This is a genomic window from Segetibacter aerophilus (genome assembly GCF_007991655.1).
Lineage (GTDB): Bacteria > Bacteroidota > Bacteroidia > Chitinophagales > Chitinophagaceae > Segetibacter > Segetibacter aerophilus.
Genome location: NZ_BJYT01000007.1, coordinates 159,495 through 177,483 on the forward strand (window position 1 = coordinate 159,495; position 17,989 = coordinate 177,483).

Sequence of the window (17,989 nt, forward strand, 5' to 3'; positions counted from 1 at the left end):
AAGTTTCTGCACCGCGACCAGGATAAAGAAGAAATTTAAAATATATAATAAAAGTAGCATAAAAGACTATGCCACATCATGGAGGTTATGGAGCTTTTTTTAAAAAGCAAATACAGGTCGAAAAAGGGTGAAACTAAGGTTAGGGTGCCAGAAGTAGCAAGATGAGTTTAACAACGATATGTATTAAATCGCCTTAGCTTCGCCCCTGTCATTTATAAATCATCACAATGTTTTTAAAGATCCTGACCGTTGCGGGTTTAGCCAGTTTTGAAATTTATGCTGCAATACCTGCAGGCTTTGCATTCGGGCTTTCGCCCTGGTTAATACTACTCGCTAGTATGACAGGTGGCCTGGCAGGTGTATTTATAGCTGCGTTTTTAGGCGATCGTATCAGGCGATTATTTAAGAGCAAAAAGAAACCAAAGGAAGAGGACGCTAAAACAGGTCTTATTTATCGCATCTGGAATAAATACGGAATTATAGGATTGGGTTTTTTAGGAACGATGTCAGTAGGTGCACCTGTAAGCCTTGCTGTAGGAATTGGATTTAAAGCTCCTCTACAAAAATTAATCACATGGTGCTGCATAGGTGTAATTACCCGTTGCCTCGTTTTTACCTTGATTGGATATTACGGTTTGAAATTGTTTTAAGGCAGCGAGACAGGCTGCTTTATTTCGAAGGTCCTCTCGTAGATAGGCTTATCTGTTTTTACAGTCTTCACCTTTGTATCACGATCGAAGGGGCGGTTCAGGTTGTTTCCTGCAAGGTCTTCAAGAATTGATTGGACCACGAGCCGGTATTTGCCCGGCTTCCAATTGTCGACCGGCGTAAAAAGTATTTCTCTTTCCTGATTAGTTACCTCAATTCTACCTGCAACACCCGCATTATCTTCTTGTATAATTCTGATAGTTTCATCCAGAAGAAATTTGTCCAACGGTTCACCAAAGGAAATTACCAGCGCAGCATTTGTTTTTGCAGAGGGTATTTTCAATTGCCAATCTTTCGGATCAGGAGAAAGTTCATCTCTTGTACCAACCAAAAATTTCTTTGTGAATGGTTCCTTTAACGATAAACCGCGATTGTCCTTCCAATTGTTTGCAACCGCTAGAGTGTACTGTTTGCCTTTTTGTAGAGGGTTTCCTAATTTTTGGTTAGGAATTAAATCACGCTTTATTCGTCCCGGATCTAACCACATTGTTAGCACAGTCCGCTCCTTGTTCCAGAGTTCGGGTTGAAGATCTAAAAAAACGTTTTTTACGGTATCACTATTTTGATCCAATAAAGCCACGTGTTGTAAAGATTCTCCTTCGCGCATTGGGGTCGAAAAGCGGAGGTAAATCTTCAAAAGGTTTTCAGGCAAGGTATCTGAACTTGGGTAAACGTTAAGTACTACGGGGGCGTCTGCAGCATCTGCTAAAGGAACTTTTACAGTACCAATCACTTTGTTGTTAACAACAACTTCATACAACAATCCTCTTGTAAGGGAAACAAGCGGCGTAAAAATAACGTGGCCATTTTTGCTGCTTAAATCGCCAAGCATTGCCTCCTCGCCTTTTGCAACCCGTACCTGCAACATCTTTCCATCCGCGCTTGCTCCGGCTGTCTCTAATAAATCTTCAGGTATAGCAATAGCTACCGCTTTGTCATTGCTCCAAACCAACGAGACTTTTTCCTGTTTATTTTGCTTGCAGGAGGCGAGAAAAGTGCACGCAAAAAAAATCAGGCTATACAAAAGGTATAACCTGATTATGAAGTATATAGAGAAATTACCAGTTCTTGTCATTGGCTGTCCATAAGTCAACATCACCATTTGCTTTCTGCTGTAAAACTACCACTTGAGCGTCATCCAGCTTGTCCATTTGTAGTACCTTATTCATGTCTGGCATTAAGGTAAAGTTAACCCCTGCTGTGCCTTTCACCGGCTCGGTTAATGTTCCTTCAAATGAAGCAATATTCTTATAGTCTACTTTGGAAACGGATCGGGCAGTATTAGCCATTACCAGGAATGACTCACTTCCTTTATTTAAAGAGATCATATCAATCGGTGTATTACCAGCGCCCATTTCAGCAACTGTTCTTCCTTTTACATGGGTACCAGGTTTCAATTGGTCCATTGGAAACAGCACGAGAGGCGTGCATGTATAGCTGGCCACAAGGTATTTTTTACCATTCACTTCTGTTGTTGTGAAAGTTTTAATCGGTGCCGCTGTTTCATACCTTCCATGGGCAGCATGATAAATTTCTAAGGTGGCCTCATCTTGTTTATCGGTAAAAGGAAAAGAAATGCTTTTGAATGAAGAGCTGAATTCATGGTTAGACAAACCGCTTACCAATAGTTTTCCATCTGCATATCCTAAATCAGAAATGGTTGATATTCTTAACGGTCTGCCACGTTGATCTTTTGCATCTTCAGCAGGTGCGTTATTTAAAACAACCGAAGAGTAGTTGACGTCTTTCAATGAAAACGACGAAATCTGATCGCCGTTTACTTTTAGAAGTACAGGAGTACCATCAGCATGCTGCACAGAAAGGTATAAGGCTTTACTAACAGGATTAACGGCCATGTCTGTAATAGTAATGTTCGCGACTTCTGTACCAAGCGCCGCTGCAATTTTCTTATCGATGTTTTTCATCTCAACGGCGCCAGCTTTGTTCTTCTTTGCATCTTTTGTATTGATAGCAAATACACTGGCACTTTTAGAATCACCAATAAACAAAATGCCATCGGGACCAAAAGCCAGCGAACTGATAGATTTAATTTCAGGAGTACCATTTACAAAACCGGTGGTCGTCGTTGGCTTTATTGCTGCGACAAAGAATATTCCTGCTATTCCGGCAACAAGAAAGGCGAGAGTTTTTTTCATGTGTATGTTGTTTTAATATGGAAAGGAAATGTGAGGACGGGTGTAATCAAATATAACATTTTTAGATTGTACTTGTTCTCTTCAGAAATTAAAATAGGTGAGGCCAATAAGATGGAGGGTTAAGGCCAAATGATTATGCAAATGGATACGGATTTGAAAGACGGATAAACGAGGTTATAAAAGAAATATGTACTTTAGACTGCATCTTCCAGCAGCTTCATTACAATAAAAACTCTTGTATGCAATCGGGCAAATTCTTTATCAGTTATTCCAGAAAAGACTCTGAATTTGTTAAAAGGCTGGCAATCGATCTTAAAAAAGCAGGCGAAGATGTGTGGCTCGATCAACTCGATATTGCGCCAGGTGTGCCTTGGGATGAATGTATACAAAAGGCGTTAAGTGATGCCGAAGGAGTAATAGTTATTCTATCAGAAGCATTCGTAAAGTCGGCAAACGTAATGGACGAAGTTTCTTATGCGATGAGCAAAGGCAAAAGAATCTATCCATTAATGGTAGAAACGTGCCCTGTTCCCTTCAGGCTTGCCCGATTGCAATACATCGACTTCACCGGCGACTACGACTCTTCGTTCGAGCATTTGCTTAAAGCTATGAATGCTCCTGAGCCTTCAAATTTTCAGCCTTCAGCCGAACAAGTTGCCACAACTTCTGCGGAGCAGGAAAAAAAACGCCCTAAAAAATTGGGCAAAGCCCTGCCGGTTGTTTTCATCATTATAGCATTGTTAGTCGTATTTGCTTTATTTAAAAATAAGGGCACAAATGATCCTGAGGATGCGGTTGTAGAAACCAAACAGACTGAACAGTCAGCTGAAACAAACAATGAAACAGCACTGGAGAGCAAAGGCAAAGATGAAGGCAGTTCTGCCACTAATTCAGAACCGGCTGTGGCGACAAAAACGGGGCGGATAAATCTGTTAGATAGTGAGAATGGAGGAGAACTACTGGTTGCTTCTAATGATAACTGGAAGTATTCGATCGACCACAACGAAGATGAAGTTACTATACATGTAGGTGAGGAAGCTGTATATGGTTTTAAGAACGAGAGGGCGGCAACTTTTGATATGTTTACTATGCTGATCGCTCGTACAACCGAGTACAATGTAAAGGAATTTGAACTCTTGGTAGGTAACGATAAGCCATTGGGAACATTTGAATCAATAGGTAAATTTCAACCTCAAAATATCAAGCTCTTCAAAACCCCCTACCAGGAATTTAGCTTCCCTCCCGTGACAGCTAAGTACTTAAAAATAAAAATAATCAAAATTGCCGGTGAGGGATCCTCGGGCTACATTAGGGAAGTTCAGTTGTTCGGAAAAATAAAATAAAGCTTTGAACCTTTTTCGACCTGGTATTGAGAATTACACAAACGTACAAACGAACTTTGCCGCATGTCTTTTCCATTTGATGATCTAGCTGAAAAAATTGAAGGCGAATTATACTTTGCAGGAACAGAGCGCGACAATGCTATGCGAATGGTTTATTCTACCGATGCTTCTGTTTACCAGGAAAAACCCATCGCTGTTTCATTGCCAAAAACCGTCGAAGACATTCAATTGCTAATACAATTTGCTAATGACCATGCCCTCACCATTATACCAAGAGCCGCGGGAACATCCCTCGCGGGACAAGTTGTAGGCAATGGAATGGTGGTTGACATTTCAAAATATTTTACGGCAGTTTTAGAAATAAACCAAGACGAGAAATGGGTTCGCGTGCAACCGGGGGTGATACGGGATGATTTGAATGCAATGCTAAAACCAACCGGGCTAATGTTTGGCCCGGAAACTTCGACCTCTAACAGGGCTATGATCGGTGGAATGATCGGTAATAATTCAAGTGGGTTACATTCTATTATCTGGGGAGATACAAGGGCGAATTTGTTGGAAGTAAAGGCGTTTTTATCAGATGGCTCTGAGGTTGTTTTTAAAGATCTCACCAAAGAAGAATACCAGGATAAATGCAAGCTTCAATCGCTGGAAGGGGAGGTGTATAGATCGATCGAAAACATGATGCAGGACGATGAAAAGCAGCAAGCTATCCGCGAAGGTTTTCCAAAAGCATCTGTTAAGCGTCGAAATACGGGATATGCTTTGGACTCAATTCTCAGCATGTTTACTTCAGGTAGTTCTTTTAATATCAGCAAGCTTATCGCCGGGTCAGAAGGTACACTTTGTTTTATAACTGAGGCAAAGCTCCGGCTGCTTGATCTTCCACCAACTGAGAAAGGCGTAGTGGCGCTGCATACCAACACAATCAATGAGGCTCTAAGAGCTAACCTCGTAGCACTAAAACATGATTGCAGAGCCTCAGAGTTGGTGGACGACATTATACTTGAGTATACGAAAACAAATATTGACCAATCGAAAAACAGGTTTTTTGTTGAAGGCGAACCAAGGGCCATATTAATGGTGGAGTTTTTTGATACAACAAAGCAAGGTTTACTTGCAAAAGCAAATGCATTAATAAAAGAGTTACAGCAGGAAGGTTTGGGATATGCGTGGCCACTCTTACTGGGCAATGATACATTGAGGGCCTGGGACCTGAGAAAAGCTGGTCTCGGATTACTCCGCAACGAACCCGGAGATGCACAGCCGGTTAACTTGATTGAGGACTGTGCGGTCGATGTAGAAGATCTTCCCAATTACATAGCCGAAGTGGAGGCTTTACTGCAGAAGCACCAGGTTAAATACTCAATGTACGCGCATGCCGGTGCAGGGGAAATTCACGTTGAACCCATGGTGAATTTAAAAACGACTGCAGGTAAGCATCTTTTCAGAACCATTTTAGAGGAAACGGCAATAATTGTAAAAAAGTACAACGGATCATTGAGCGGTGAGCATGGAGACGGCCGTCTTCGTGGTGAGTTTATTTCGTTCATTATGGGTGAAAAAAACTTTGCGTTGTTTCATGAAATCAAGCAGTTATTTGATCGGAAAGGAATATTCAATAGGGGCAAAATTGTTGAAACTCCGAAGATGAATGACTTTCTCCGTCACGAACAAGACAAGCCACGGAAGCATATTGAAACCACTTTTTCTTTTACCGCGCAGGAAAGCATTTTGCATTTGGCCGAGAAGTGCAGCGGCTCTGGTGATTGTCGCAAGACACAGGTAACAGGCGGTGTAATGTGTCCAAGTTATATGGCCACGCGTAGCGAGCGGGATACAACAAGAGCGAGGGCAAATATGCTCAGGCATTTTTACACCAACATCGAAACACACAAGCCAGGGGAGTTATACGCCGAAGTGCTGGATGTATTGGACTTGTGTATCTCGTGTAAGGGTTGTAAGTCTGAATGCCCTTCAAGTGTTGACATCACTAAGATGAAAGCGGAGTTCCTGCAACAGTATTACGATCATAAAGGAGTGCCTACGAGATCTAAACTGGTAGCGAATTTTAGCAAACAAATGAAGCTCGCTTCTGTTGCACCCTGGGCTTACAACTCAGTATTTGGTACTGCCGCACTTAGGCGGCTGGCTAACAAAAGTGTAGGCTTTCATCCTGATAGAACAATGCCTTTGCTAGGTAAAACAACTTTGCTGAAGTGGTGGGAGAGAAGAAGTAAGAAGATGACGGATGGCAGTTCGAAGATATCAGCCGGGAAAAATTCGGTACAAGTCAATAATGCGCGGTCATCAAAAGTTTATTTATTCTGCGATGAGTTTACCAATTACAATGATGTAGAAATCGGGCAAAAGCTAATAGGGCTGCTGGAGGTTTTAGGTTATGAAGTAATCATACCAAAACATGTTGAGAGTGGTAGAACTTATTTGTCAAAAGGTTTGGTAAGAGAGGCAAAGAAAATTGCAGTTGCCAATGTAAATCTGCTAAAAGATGTTGTAACCGATGACATTCCAATTATAGGCATTGAGCCTTCGGCAATACTAACCCTGCGCGATGAGTACATCGACCTTGTACCTGAAGATCAAAAAGAGCAGGCTAAGTATTTAGCAAAAAATACTTTCCTCTTTGACGAATGGTTTGCCAGGGAAATGCTGAGAGGAAATATCACCAAGGATTCTTTTACGGCCGAAGCAAAACAAATGTTGCTGCATGGTCATTGTCACCAGAAGGTGTTGTCCTCTACTCAGTATACTTTGAAGTGTCTCTCGTTACCCGAGAATTATACCGTGTCTGAAATACCTTCCGGTTGTTGCGGTATGGCCGGCTCTTTCGGGTATGAAGAAGAGCACTATGACGTAAGCATGAAAATTGGAGAATTAGTTTTGTTTCCTGCGGTAAGAAATCAACCTCAAACTGTTATCGCTGCAACGGGCACCAGCTGCCGCCACCAGATTAAAGACGGCACGGGGAGAATTGCGAAACATCCGATCGAAATTTTGTATGAAGCGTTGAAATAAGAATGGCCCTCTTTCCCCGCCGTTGTTGGTCGCCGTTCTCTCGAAGTTGTTAGTCGTCTGACCAACAACAAACGCCCATGTTGACCACCAACCCAGCAACTCGAACTCATGTCGTTCAAAAAACACTTTCAACTTCCGTCGAGCAGAGCTAAAAAAGTACAAGGGAGTGACACAACGATGTCAAATTCAAAGGTAAAGCCGGCAAAAAAATTCCTACAATAAGCCAGAGCAATCAATAATACCAGTACAATAACCTTTTAAAAGTATCGGGGTTGACTTCAGCGCTGTTCTTCTAAGATTTGTGCTATATTGAAAAACGTTTAATAAATGTCTTTACTACTCCGCAAACAACCTGTAACGATGCTATGCTAACCCGCCGAAAATTGCTTAGCAATACTGCCTTACTTTCTGCATTGGCTCCTTTCGCTGGTGTAAGCGATTTGTTTGCTGGGGCCCGAAAACAAAAATTCAACATTGGGGCTTGTGATTGGTCGATAGGTAAGAACAGTGATGTAGGTGCTTTTGATGTGGCCAAACAAATAGGACTGGATGGTATTATGGTAAACATGGGATCGGAAAAAAACAACCTACATCTCCGCGATAAATTTTTACAGCAAGACTACCTGCTGGCCTCAAAAAGAACAGGTGTAAAGATTTCGAGCCTTGCCATCGGAGAGCTGAATAATGTGCCATATAAATCTGATCCTCGTACTGAGGAATGGGTATGGGATACGATTGACGTTGCGAAGAACCTCGGGGTCACTGTTATTCTTCTGGCGTTCTTTGATAAGAATGATTTAAGGAATGATGAAGCGGGAAAAAAGGAAGTGATACGCAGGCTAAAGCGGGCTGCACCGAAAGCAGAAAAACAGGGTATTATACTAGGAGTTGAATCTTATTTAAATGCAAGAGAGCACCTCGACATTATAGAGCAAGTGGGCTCAAAAAATGTAAAAGCTTACGTTGATTTTCGCAATACAGCTGATGCAGGATATGATGTATTGAAAGAAGTGAAACAGTTGGGCAGGGATAACATTTGCGAACTTCACATGAAAGAGAACGGGTTTCTATTGGGGCAGGGAAGTTTGCCGTGGCAACAGATCAGGGATCTTGTTTACGAAATGAATTACTACGGAGACGGTTGGATGCAGATCGAAGGAGCCATACCCAAAAATGCCGACATGTTGGACAGTTACAAACATAACCTTCAATTTTTACGGCAGCTTTTTAATAAAAAGATATAACGCTATGTGCATTGTTTAGGATGTTGCCACGACTATCATTATTACAACGAATTGCCACATGAAAAGAAAATACTACCTCACCTTTTTCCCATTGTTGCTTTGTCTCTCCGTTTATTTATGGAGCTATAAAGAAGCCCCAAAGTCAACTGACTTTCAAGCCGGGGCCGCTATCAGCAAAAGGGTTGATTTGTATTTGCCCGATGATCTCGAAGCAACGCTTTGGGCCGAATCTCCCATGTTTTTCAATCCAACAAATATGGATGTTGACATTAAGGGCAGGCTTTGGGTAACGGAGGCTGTTAACTATCGAAACTTCAACAACGACTCAACCAGGTTTCTACACCACTCACAAGGTGATAGAGTAATGATATTAGAAGATACTGATGGCGATGGTAAGGCAGACAGCTCAAAAGTGTTTGTGCAGGACCGTGACCTTGTATCTCCTGTCGGCATTGCAGTTATCGGAAATAAAGTAATTGTCTCGTGCTCGCCTAATCTTATTGTTTATACCGATGAGAATGGGGATGATAAGCCAGATAAAAAGGAGATTCTGCTGACTGGTTTCGGGGGAAAAGATCACGACCATTCACTACATGCGGTTTTTGCCGGTCCGGATGGCAACTGGTATTTTAACGCCGGTAATTCAGGGCCGCACGTGGTAACAGACAAGGCGGGTTGGACCCTACGTGCAGGAAGTCTTGCAGTTGGAGGTTCACCTTACGCAAAGGAAAACCAAGGCAACCTGAAAAGTGATGACGGCAAAGTTTGGGTAGGTGGAGTAGCCTTGCGAATTAATCCAGACGGAACAGGTTTGAAGGTAATGGGGCACAATTTCAGAAATTCGTATGAGATCATTCCAGATTCGTACGGCAATCTTTGGCAGAATGACAACGACGACCAGGTGGTAACGTGTCGAACTACATGGCTGATGGAAGGTGGAAACGCCGGTTATTTTAGCGAGGACGGAACTCGGTATTGGCAAGCTGATCAACGTCCGGGACAAGACATTTTCACTGCACATTGGCACCAGGATGATCCGGGAGTAATGCCGGCAGGTGATCGTTCAGGGACAGGTGCACCAACAGGAGTGGTGATGTATGAAAGCGATATCCTGGGCTCGCAATATATGGGCATGTTGTTGAGTGCAGACGCCGGAAGGAATACGATATTTAGCTATCATCCCACACTAAAAAAATCAGGGTATGACTTAGGTAGCAGGAGTAATTTTATTACATCATTGGCCAGTGATAATGTTGGATATGTTTGGAATGATTCTGCCCAAAATGCAGATAAGGAAAAATGGTTTCGCCCAAGTGATGTAGCGGTTGGTACTGACGGTAGTATTTACGTAGCCGATTGGTACGATCCTGTTGTTGGGGGTCACCAAATGAGAGATCGCAATGGGTACGGAAGGATTTACCGGATTACCCCAAAAAATAAAAAGCTTACTGCTCCGAAAATTAATTTGAGCACTGCTGAAGGACAATTGTTAGCTTTTAAAAATCCTGCAATAAATGTTCGAAACCTTGGATTTGAAAAGTTGAAAGAACGGGGAGAAGCGGCAGCTGAAACCGTTACTGCGTTGTTGTCTGATAACAATCGCTACATAAGAGCAAGAGCCGTTTGGCTACTGTCACAATTAGGGCCAAAGGGTAGGGCAGAAGTTGAGAAAATGCTTGCTAATCCTGATACTCAAATAAGAGCTGCAGCATACAGGGCATTACAACAAACAACTACCGACATTCTCCCGTATGCAAAGAAACTCGCTGGTGATACCGCTGCCTTTGTACGAAGAGAGGTAGCGATCTCGTTGCGCGATCTTCCCTACGAAAAGACCAAAGAGGTTTTATTGGAACTCGTTAAACGTTTTGACGGCGAAGACCGGTGGTACCTCGAAACTTTAGGCGCTGATTTGAAGGGGCACGAGTCAGATATATATCCTGTTATATTAAAGCTGTTTGGAGAAAACAAGCCGTCCATAAAATGGAACAAGCAGATGACAGCGCTTGCATGGCGACTACACCCTGTTGAAGCGGTAAATGATTTAGTGGCACGTGCCGAAAATGCAACTTTGCCGGTAGTTGAACGCCGTGCTGCGTTAACAGCCCTCGCTTTTGTCAATCATAAAACTGCTGCTGATGCAATGGCTGCACTTTCAACTAAGAAGTTAGGCGACGTTTCTGACCAGGCTTCTTACTGGCTTTCCTTCCGCCAGGGCAACGACTGGTACAACCTTTTGGATTGGAGTAAGCTGAACATCAATACCCGGTATGAAAGAAAGCTGGCCCAGATGAAAGTGAAACAACAGGTGATTCTCGACGCTGATCAATCTATTTATGAGCGTAGGTCGAGGGCGAGGGAAATGGCAGCTGATTCGGTAGGCGGACAGTTACTGATTGGTCTTGCAGCAGAGAAGAAGCTTCCTCAGTCGTTGATGCCCATTATCCAGGAGAAAATCTTTCAAAATCCTGATGCGACTGTTCGCGTGCAGGCAACCAATTATTTTTCAATGCCGGGCTCCAACAAAACATATTCAATATCACAGATAGAAAAAATGACCGCAGACGCAACGCGGGGAAAGGCACTTTTTATCAATCGTTGTTCATCATGTCATAAGGTAGGTGCAATAGGAAAAGCCATCGGACCTGAGCTAACAACCATCGGAAAGAAATTTGGCAAAACCGAATTACTCGATGCAATTATAAACCCCAGCGCGGCTATAGTTTTTGGATATGACGGATGGCTGGTTAACACAAAAGATGGCTCTTCGTTATTTGGTTTTTTAGTATCTGAAAACAACCAGGCAATGGTCTTGAAGGATTTGTCCGGCCAGAGACATACTATTCCGTTAGGCGAAATCACGAAGAAACAAAAGCAGGATAAAAGCCTGATGCCTGATCCCGTCAACAATGGGCTGACTGAACAAAACCTGGCCGATATAGTAGCATATTTAAGAAAAGGCCAAAGCATTGTGAAGCGGTGAGTAGTGCTTAATTAGCCGGGATATAAATGTCAAAACGAGCTCCCTTGTTTACTTCGGCGGTAGCGGCTATAAATCCGCCATGATTGTCAACGATTTTCTGAACTATTGAAAGGCCGATACCTGTTCCATCATATTCTTCTCTTCCATTCAGCCTCTGAAAAACTTTAAAGATTCTCTCGTTGTGTTCCGCCTCAAAGCCAATTCCGTTGTCTGCTACAGTAATGTGACAGTATTCTTTATCCTCCGATAACTTATCACTCACCTCCTTATTTCCCTTTTCAATAAAACTTGAAATTTCTATCACAGGCGGTATATCATGCCGTCTAAACTTGATCGAGTTAGACACCAAGTTTTGTAACAGCTGATACATTTGAAATGGAATAACCGGGGCCGTACACATCTTACCGACTATAAACTTTACGTGCTTCTGGCTAATTTCTTCTGAAAAGCTTTGTTGTATATCATTAACGATGGTAAGTAACGAAGTGTTTTTAAAAGCAAGTTCATGACCTTTTACTTGTGAGTACGTCAACAAGTCTCTAATCAAAGCCTGCATTCTCGTTACAGACTTTATTATTCGATCGAAATAGTTTTTGGCAGTCTCAGACAGGTTCTGGTAATCCTTCTTGTGTATGAGACTTGTAAAGGTTTCGATTTTTCGAAGAGGCTCTTGCAGATCATGGCCGGCTACGTAGGCAAAAGCCTCCAGGTCCTGGTTCATCTTCTTCAATTCTGCATTTTTCTTCTCTAAAATTTTCATCCGGTCCTCACGTTCTTTTAAAAGCTGTAGCTCACTGTTTTCAATTTCCTCGGCAGCCTGCAGGTGGAATGATATAAGATCAGAAAACAAATTAAACATGCCAACAACCTCCGGCGTATTTAAGTTGGCAGGCTTGGGATCAAGACCGCAAAGGGTTCCAAAGAAAGTTCCGTCTTTTCGAAGAATGGGTACAGAAATGTAACTTCTAAACCCGTACATAGCCGGCGTAGGATGATTGCAGAAATGATTGTCGGCAGCTACATCGTTTATAACTACCGGCTTACCACTTTGCCTTATCTCATGGCAGATAGTTGTTTCGAGTTTCAACTCATCGCCGGGTACAAGACCAAATTCTAATTTATCCAGCACACTACATGTAATCCATTTTTCATCAGTAACCCTCGCTACTGCAACAAGACCTAAACCGGTTGTCCTACAAATGACATCTAGTATTTTAGGGATGATAGGAATTCGTTGTATAGACTCAACATCTTTTTGTAGGCGCTCATCAATCACATTAACTTCCATCTTATCAGGATTCTTGTTGCTTTTTTTCATGTACAAAATCAACCTCGGCAGTAAAACTCTTTGCAGTCCTTTTATGTCAGTTCTTATTTTACTGCTAAAAAAGGCTTAAACCTATTCTAAAAATATGAAATTCTTTATTTCAATAATTAGCTTGATTCCTTAAAATCACAAGGGAGTAAAACAACCATTATTTCCAGTTTTAGAATGCAAGCGAGGCTTCGTAAATGAGCATAATTCCCGGCAGAAAACAAATATCTTCGTAATCATATGACTCCTGCTGCAAATAACCGTACCACATCTACAAAAAAACCACCCGGCGTCTTCTCCCTGCTACGTCCATACACCGCACTCGTTGTTCTTTTAATTTTATTCGCGTTGTTGGGAAACGCACTTAACCTGTTGCTCCCAAAGATCATTGCAAACGGTATCGATACGTTCGAACATCATCAGTTTAGTTTCAGCTTTATCATCAAACAGTTTTTGCTAGCCACTGTCCTCGTCTTTGTTTTTACTTACCTGCAGACAATCATTCAAACATACACGTCAGAAAAAGTTGCAAGAGATCTTCGTTCAAGACTGGCAGACAAAATTTCGCATTTAAGCTATGCAGCATTAGAGCAGGCAAATCCTTCAAAGCTCTTAACCAATTTAACGGCAGATGTAGATTCTATAAAACTGTTTGTTTCACAAGCCGTCGTCTCTATTGCATCGTCGTTATTCATCATCGTTGGGGCAAGCATTTTATTGCTCACTATCAATTGGAAACTGGCGCTTTGTGTAATGGCTATTATCCCCATTATTGGCATCACTTTCTTCGTAGTACTTAAAAAAGTAAGGGCGCTTTTTATAAAAGGTCGTGAAGTAATAGACAGGCTAAACAAAGTAATTAGCGAAAGTATTTTAGGTGCGGCACTTATAAGGGTTGTCAACTCGCAGCAACTCGAATATGATAAGTTTATTGAAGTAAATAACCAGGCAAAAACACTTGGCCTTTCTATCCTGCGTCTTTTTGCGGGGCTAATACCTGTGATCGTGTTTACCGCAAACATGGCCGGGCTCGCCATTCTGTTACTGGGCGGCCATTACGTAATTACGGGCAGTATGTCTCTCGGTAATTTTGCAGCCTTCAACAGCTATCTTGCTATGCTTATTTTTCCGATACTTGTTATTGGCTTTATGAGCAATGTAATTGCGCAGGCAACAGCTTCTTATCAACGCATAAGCTTTGTGTTAAACTCCCCCGATCCCATTGCTGGCGGTACCATTACATCAAACCTGCAGGGTGACATACAGCTAAAGAAGGTTTCATTGTTTTATGGACAAAAACCTACTCTGAAGAATATTGATCTACATATAAAACCAGGCTCACGGATAGCAGTGATTGGTCCTACTGCGGCAGGCAAGACACAATTACTGTATTTACTTACTGGTCTTGTAAAAGCAACTGCCGGCGTTATTGAGTTCGATGGTCACCGCATTGAAGAGTATAACAAAGAAAACTTTTATAGCCAGGTAGGTTTTGTGTTCCAGGACAGCATTGTCTTTAATATGAGCATTAGGGAAAACATCGCATTTAGTGACACCGTTACAGACGCCTCTTTACAAAAAGCAATTGATACTGCTGAATTAGGAGATTTTATAAAAAGCCTTCCAAATGGTTTAAACACTGTTGTATCAGAAAGAGGTTCGAGTTTATCCGGGGGGCAAAAGCAACGCATCATGCTTGCACGAGCACTGGCTATCGATCCCCGCATCTTGCTACTCGACGACTTTACCGCAAGGGTCGACCAAAGCACAGAGACTAAAATCTTACAGAACGTGCTCACAAATTATTCCGGCATTACACTCATTTCAGTTACTCAAAAGATAGCTGCCATCGAGCAGTATGACCAAATTATCCTGTTGACGCAAGGTGAAATTGTAGCTTCGGGCAAGCATGAAGAATTGATGAATACCAGTGTGGATTATGTGCAGATCTTAAACTCGCAACAAAGCACAAGTAATTATGAATCGGTGTCATTGGCTTAGTAATGTTGGTTGCCAGCGGAAGGCTATCTATTACGCATTGTTGTGTCACACACTTGTACTTGCAGCAATTCTACTCAACTAAATTGACATTCACTTATGAACTATAACATTAATCAACTTTCTGGGCAGCAGCAAAAGACCTCCTCTTTAAAGGCTGTCAAAAAGCTGTACTCGCTCATTGCCCACGAAAAAAGAAACCTCATCATTGCATTGATTGCAATCCTTGTCAATTCATCTCTTCAACTGGTTGGTCCGTTATTGATTGGTCATGCAGTTGACGCGTATGTAACAACCAAACAATACAACGGCGTTTTAATGATCGGTGGAATTTTACTCGCCATGTACCTGCTTGCGTTGGGAACCAGCTACATGCAAACAAAGCTGATGGGAAGTGTGGGTCAAAGAACGCTTTTCACTTTGCGCAATGCACTCTTTAATAAACTACAGGAATTACCCATTGCTTTTTTCAACCAGAACAAAGCAGGCGACCTAATCTCAAGATTGAATAACGATACAGATAAGATTAACCAGTTTTTTTCGCAATCGTTAATGCAGTTTATCGGAAGTATAGTAACGATGACGGGCGCCGGAGTTTTCTTACTTGCCATTAACATTGAACTTGGGGCAGCTACTTTATTGCCTGCACTGCTGATCCTTATTTTTACAATGATGGTGTCTCCATGGGTGAAACGTAAGAATGCTACGAACCTAAAAAGTGTCGGAAGCATGAGCGCCGAAATTCAGGAAAGCCTGAACAACTTCAGGGTGATCATTGCCTTCAATCGCCGCGATTATTTCCTTAAACGATTTAATGATGCAAATCATCAAAACTACAATACCGCTATTGGTGCTGGCATGGCTAATAATGTTTTCCTGCCGGTTTATGGGTTGTTCTCGAGTCTCGCTCAATTGATTGTACTTGCCTTAGGCATTTATCTTATTTCAACCGGCAGCTTTACTATTGGTTTATTGGTTAGCTATCTTGCTTACGCCGTTAATTTTTATAATCCTTTGCGCCAGCTTGCTGCTTTATGGACAAGCTTCCAGGTAGCCATGGCGGGCTGGGATAGGATTTCTCAAATCTTATCACTGCAATCAAACCTCACTGATAGGAGCACAGGAGAAACAACGGCCTTGCATAAACCCGGCTTAGCCTTTCAGAATGTATCGTTTGCTTATCCTAACGGAAGCGAGATTCTTCATCATGTTAGTTTCGACCTGTTGCCTGGGAAAACCTATGCGCTCGTTGGTCCTACCGGTGGAGGTAAAACAACCACGGCTTCACTAATTGCCCGCTTGTACGATCCTACCCACGGAACTGTTTTTCTTAACGGCCGCGACATCCGCACGTACAGTGCAGAAGAGAGAGCCAAAAAAATCAGCTTTATACTGCAGGAACCGATTTTATTTACAGGCACTGTGAAAGACAACCTTCTCTATGGCAACGAACAGTTGTTGAAATACAATAATGAAGAGCTGGAGGAAGTCATAAAAGAGTCGCATCTGCAAAAATTGCTTTCCGTATTTGAGCAGGGACTAGATACCCCTGTGAGTGCAAGTGGTGAAAGTATTAGCCTGGGGCAAAAACAATTGATTGCCTTTATGCGTGCAGTTTTGCGCAACCCTGAAATCCTGATTTTAGATGAGGCATCTGCAAACATTGATACGGTTACCGAGCACTTGTTAACTGAAATCCTTGACCAATTACCTGAGCAGACAACTCGTGTTATTATCGCACATCGACTAAATACTATTGAAAAAGCAGACGAGATCTTCTTTGTTAACTCAGGCAATGTAATTCCCGCAGGTTCTTTAGATCATGCTGTAGAAATGTTGATGCAGGGAAAACGTGCAAGTTAAAAGTGTTCCATACAAAGCGTTACTCGCTCTGCCTCATCAGTTCCATCACCTCATCAAACGTTTGCAATAAGTCATCGGCATCTCCCTGGGGATAGGCAGACTGAAGCTTTTTTCTAAACACAGTTTTAGGATCGAGGTCTGTGAGAGTCATTGCTTCAGAAACCTGTTCATTCAAATTAAGAAGCGGTTTTAATTTTCGTTGACTTATGAATAATCGTTCGATAAAGACTTTCTTATGAATAAGCTTATTCAACTGGTCTTCCAACTCATGGATATAACCATCGGTTTCCACCTGCACTTCCACCCAGGCAGGATAGCAGAGCTTGTCGTCCTCGAGAAGAATAAGCTTGTTCTTTACAGTCTCGAAATTACCTTTTATCCTAATTAGCTTACGACAACAGGGAATATTGAACTCTTCTAATTCGCTTAGCTTACCACCTTCAAAAGTTAATATCAAAACCAGTTTTTCATCCTGGTTCTCGGAGAAACTTAGCGGTATCGGCGAACCGGAATAACGAATGTGGTTTATTTTGTTCACCACCTGCGGACGATGCAAATGGCCCAGCGCTATATAGTCAAACTCTTCAGGAAACTGGTCTCCGCAAACTTGGCCAAGATTACCGACATGAATGTCTTTCTCACTCTCCGAGTTCGCTCCACCTGCAGTAAATAAATGACCTGTTGCTATCACCGGAATTCCTTCGGCTTTGTATGGAGCGACATGTTCTTTAAAAGCATTGTAATGATCACAAATTCCTTTTTTTAATCTCGCTTCCATATCAGAAGAACTTTCTCCTGAAATAGATAAGCGCACATCTTTGTCCCGCAGGAAAGGCACGGCACAAACGACCAGTTCAAGTTCTCCTGCCGCATTAGATATAGGAATAATCTGGTCAACCAGGTTGTCAGGAACGCCCCCAACAACATGCACACTAAAATATTTAAGTAAGTCTTTGGGTGCGTTAAGCGTCGTTACAGAGTCGTGATTTCCGCCAATAATAATTACTTCTTTACAGCACGTATTTTTAACCCTCCATAAGAAATCGTAATACTGTTTTAGTGCAGCATTTGAAGGTGTGCCTGTATCGAAAACATCTCCTGCAATGATTAAAACGTCAATACATTGTTCAGAAAGCTTGTCGATCAGCCAGTCTAAAAACTGCTGGTGTTCTTCGGTTCGTTCGCACTGTTCAAGCCGTTTGCCTAAGTGCCAGTCTGCTGTGTGTAATACTTTCATGTTGGGTTTCTTCCTCGGGCGGTAAGGCGCAAAGTTAGTCGTCAAAGCCCGTCCGAAGTCTAAATTATAATATCGATGTTCGCAAGCTTTGAATGTTTTGCTAAAC

11 protein-coding genes are annotated in these 17,989 nt (G+C 42.2%); 7 read left to right on the forward strand and 4 right to left on the reverse strand.

All coding sequences use genetic code 11. From position 1 onward, the window contains the following. Positions 1-227 precede the first annotated feature (227 nt). On the forward strand, positions 228-650 hold the full coding sequence (locus SAE01_RS10880) for a VTT domain-containing protein (protein WP_147203786.1): 423 nt from the start codon (positions 228-230) through the stop codon (positions 648-650). Here the strand turns inward: SAE01_RS10880 and SAE01_RS10885 are convergent. Together SAE01_RS10885 and SAE01_RS10890 are read right to left on the reverse strand one after the other, a co-directional pair. Then, positions 647-1,783, reverse strand: coding sequence for an Ig-like domain-containing domain (locus SAE01_RS10885; protein WP_170234136.1), 1,137 nt, complete (start codon positions 1,781-1,783; stop codon positions 647-649). The two genes, SAE01_RS10880 and SAE01_RS10885, sit on opposite strands and share 4 nt — an antisense overlap. Further along, a complete protein-coding gene (locus SAE01_RS10890; RefSeq protein WP_147203788.1) occupies positions 1,767-2,864 on the reverse strand; it encodes a hypothetical protein in 1,098 nt (365 codons plus the stop codon). The genes SAE01_RS10885 and SAE01_RS10890 overlap by 17 nt, the downstream gene beginning before the upstream one ends. 239 nt (positions 2,865-3,103) lie before the next feature. Between SAE01_RS10890 and SAE01_RS10895 the strand changes: the two genes are divergently transcribed. From SAE01_RS10895 to SAE01_RS10910, 4 genes are all read left to right on the forward strand, one after another. Beyond that, entirely contained in the window at positions 3,104-4,207 is a 1,104-nt protein-coding gene (locus SAE01_RS10895; RefSeq protein WP_147203789.1) for a toll/interleukin-1 receptor domain-containing protein, read from the forward strand. A 63-nt stretch (positions 4,208-4,270) separates the two neighbouring features. After that, a complete protein-coding gene (locus tag SAE01_RS10900; RefSeq protein ID WP_147203790.1) occupies positions 4,271-7,243 on the forward strand; it encodes an FAD-binding and (Fe-S)-binding domain-containing protein in 2,973 nt (990 codons plus the stop codon). A 365-nt stretch (positions 7,244-7,608) separates the two neighbouring features. After that, a complete protein-coding gene (locus SAE01_RS10905) occupies positions 7,609-8,487 on the forward strand; it encodes a sugar phosphate isomerase/epimerase family protein (RefSeq protein WP_147203791.1) in 879 nt (292 codons plus the stop codon). Positions 8,488-8,545: 58 nt separating this feature from the next. Further along, complete coding sequence (locus tag SAE01_RS10910) at positions 8,546-11,470, forward strand: PVC-type heme-binding CxxCH protein (protein WP_147203792.1); 2,925 nt, start codon at positions 8,546-8,548, stop codon at positions 11,468-11,470. 7 nt (positions 11,471-11,477) lie between these two features. On the opposite strand, the gene SAE01_RS10915 is transcribed toward SAE01_RS10910, so the two are convergent. After that, positions 11,478-12,788 (reverse strand): GAF domain-containing sensor histidine kinase, encoded by a 1,311-nt coding sequence (locus tag SAE01_RS10915; protein ID WP_147203793.1) that lies wholly within the window; start codon positions 12,786-12,788, stop codon positions 11,478-11,480. A gap of 237 nt (positions 12,789-13,025) precedes the next feature. On the opposite strand from SAE01_RS10915, the gene SAE01_RS10920 reads away from it, so the two are divergent. Next, positions 13,026-14,786 carry an ABC transporter ATP-binding protein gene (locus SAE01_RS10920; protein WP_147203794.1) on the forward strand — a complete coding sequence of 587 codons (1,761 nt, stop codon included), beginning with the start codon at positions 13,026-13,028 and terminating at the stop codon, positions 14,784-14,786. Between the two features lie 96 nt (positions 14,787-14,882). Continuing rightward, entirely contained in the window at positions 14,883-16,646 is a 1,764-nt protein-coding gene (locus SAE01_RS10925; protein ID WP_147203795.1) for an ABC transporter ATP-binding protein, read from the forward strand. A gap of 19 nt (positions 16,647-16,665) precedes the next feature. On the opposite strand, the gene SAE01_RS10930 is transcribed toward SAE01_RS10925, so the two are convergent. Further along, positions 16,666-17,883 carry an exonuclease SbcCD subunit D C-terminal domain-containing protein gene (locus SAE01_RS10930; RefSeq protein WP_147203796.1) on the reverse strand — a complete coding sequence of 406 codons (1,218 nt, stop codon included), beginning with the start codon at positions 17,881-17,883 and terminating at the stop codon, positions 16,666-16,668. Positions 17,884-17,989: the final 106 nt, after the last annotated feature.

What these genes read in the sequence shown, in the direction of transcription:
- SAE01_RS10880 (WP_147203786.1), top strand. Translation starts at nt 228, where the DNA reads ATGTTTTTAAAGATCCTGACCGTTGCGGGTTTAGCCAGTTTTGAAATT.
- SAE01_RS10885 (WP_170234136.1), bottom strand. Translation starts at nt 1,783, where the DNA reads ATGACAAGAACTGGTAATTTCTCTATATACTTCATAATCAGGTTATAC.
- SAE01_RS10890 (WP_147203788.1), bottom strand. Translation starts at nt 2,864, where the DNA reads ATGAAAAAAACTCTCGCCTTTCTTGTTGCCGGAATAGCAGGAATATTC.
- SAE01_RS10895 (WP_147203789.1), top strand. Translation starts at nt 3,104, where the DNA reads ATGCAATCGGGCAAATTCTTTATCAGTTATTCCAGAAAAGACTCTGAA.
- SAE01_RS10900 (WP_147203790.1), top strand. Translation starts at nt 4,271, where the DNA reads ATGTCTTTTCCATTTGATGATCTAGCTGAAAAAATTGAAGGCGAATTA.
- SAE01_RS10905 (WP_147203791.1), top strand. Translation starts at nt 7,609, where the DNA reads ATGCTAACCCGCCGAAAATTGCTTAGCAATACTGCCTTACTTTCTGCA.
- SAE01_RS10910 (WP_147203792.1), top strand. Translation starts at nt 8,546, where the DNA reads ATGAAAAGAAAATACTACCTCACCTTTTTCCCATTGTTGCTTTGTCTC.
- SAE01_RS10915 (WP_147203793.1), bottom strand. Translation starts at nt 12,788, where the DNA reads ATGAAAAAAAGCAACAAGAATCCTGATAAGATGGAAGTTAATGTGATT.
- SAE01_RS10920 (WP_147203794.1), top strand. Translation starts at nt 13,026, where the DNA reads ATGACTCCTGCTGCAAATAACCGTACCACATCTACAAAAAAACCACCC.
- SAE01_RS10925 (WP_147203795.1), top strand. Translation starts at nt 14,883, where the DNA reads ATGAACTATAACATTAATCAACTTTCTGGGCAGCAGCAAAAGACCTCC.
- SAE01_RS10930 (WP_147203796.1), bottom strand. Translation starts at nt 17,883, where the DNA reads ATGAAAGTATTACACACAGCAGACTGGCACTTAGGCAAACGGCTTGAA.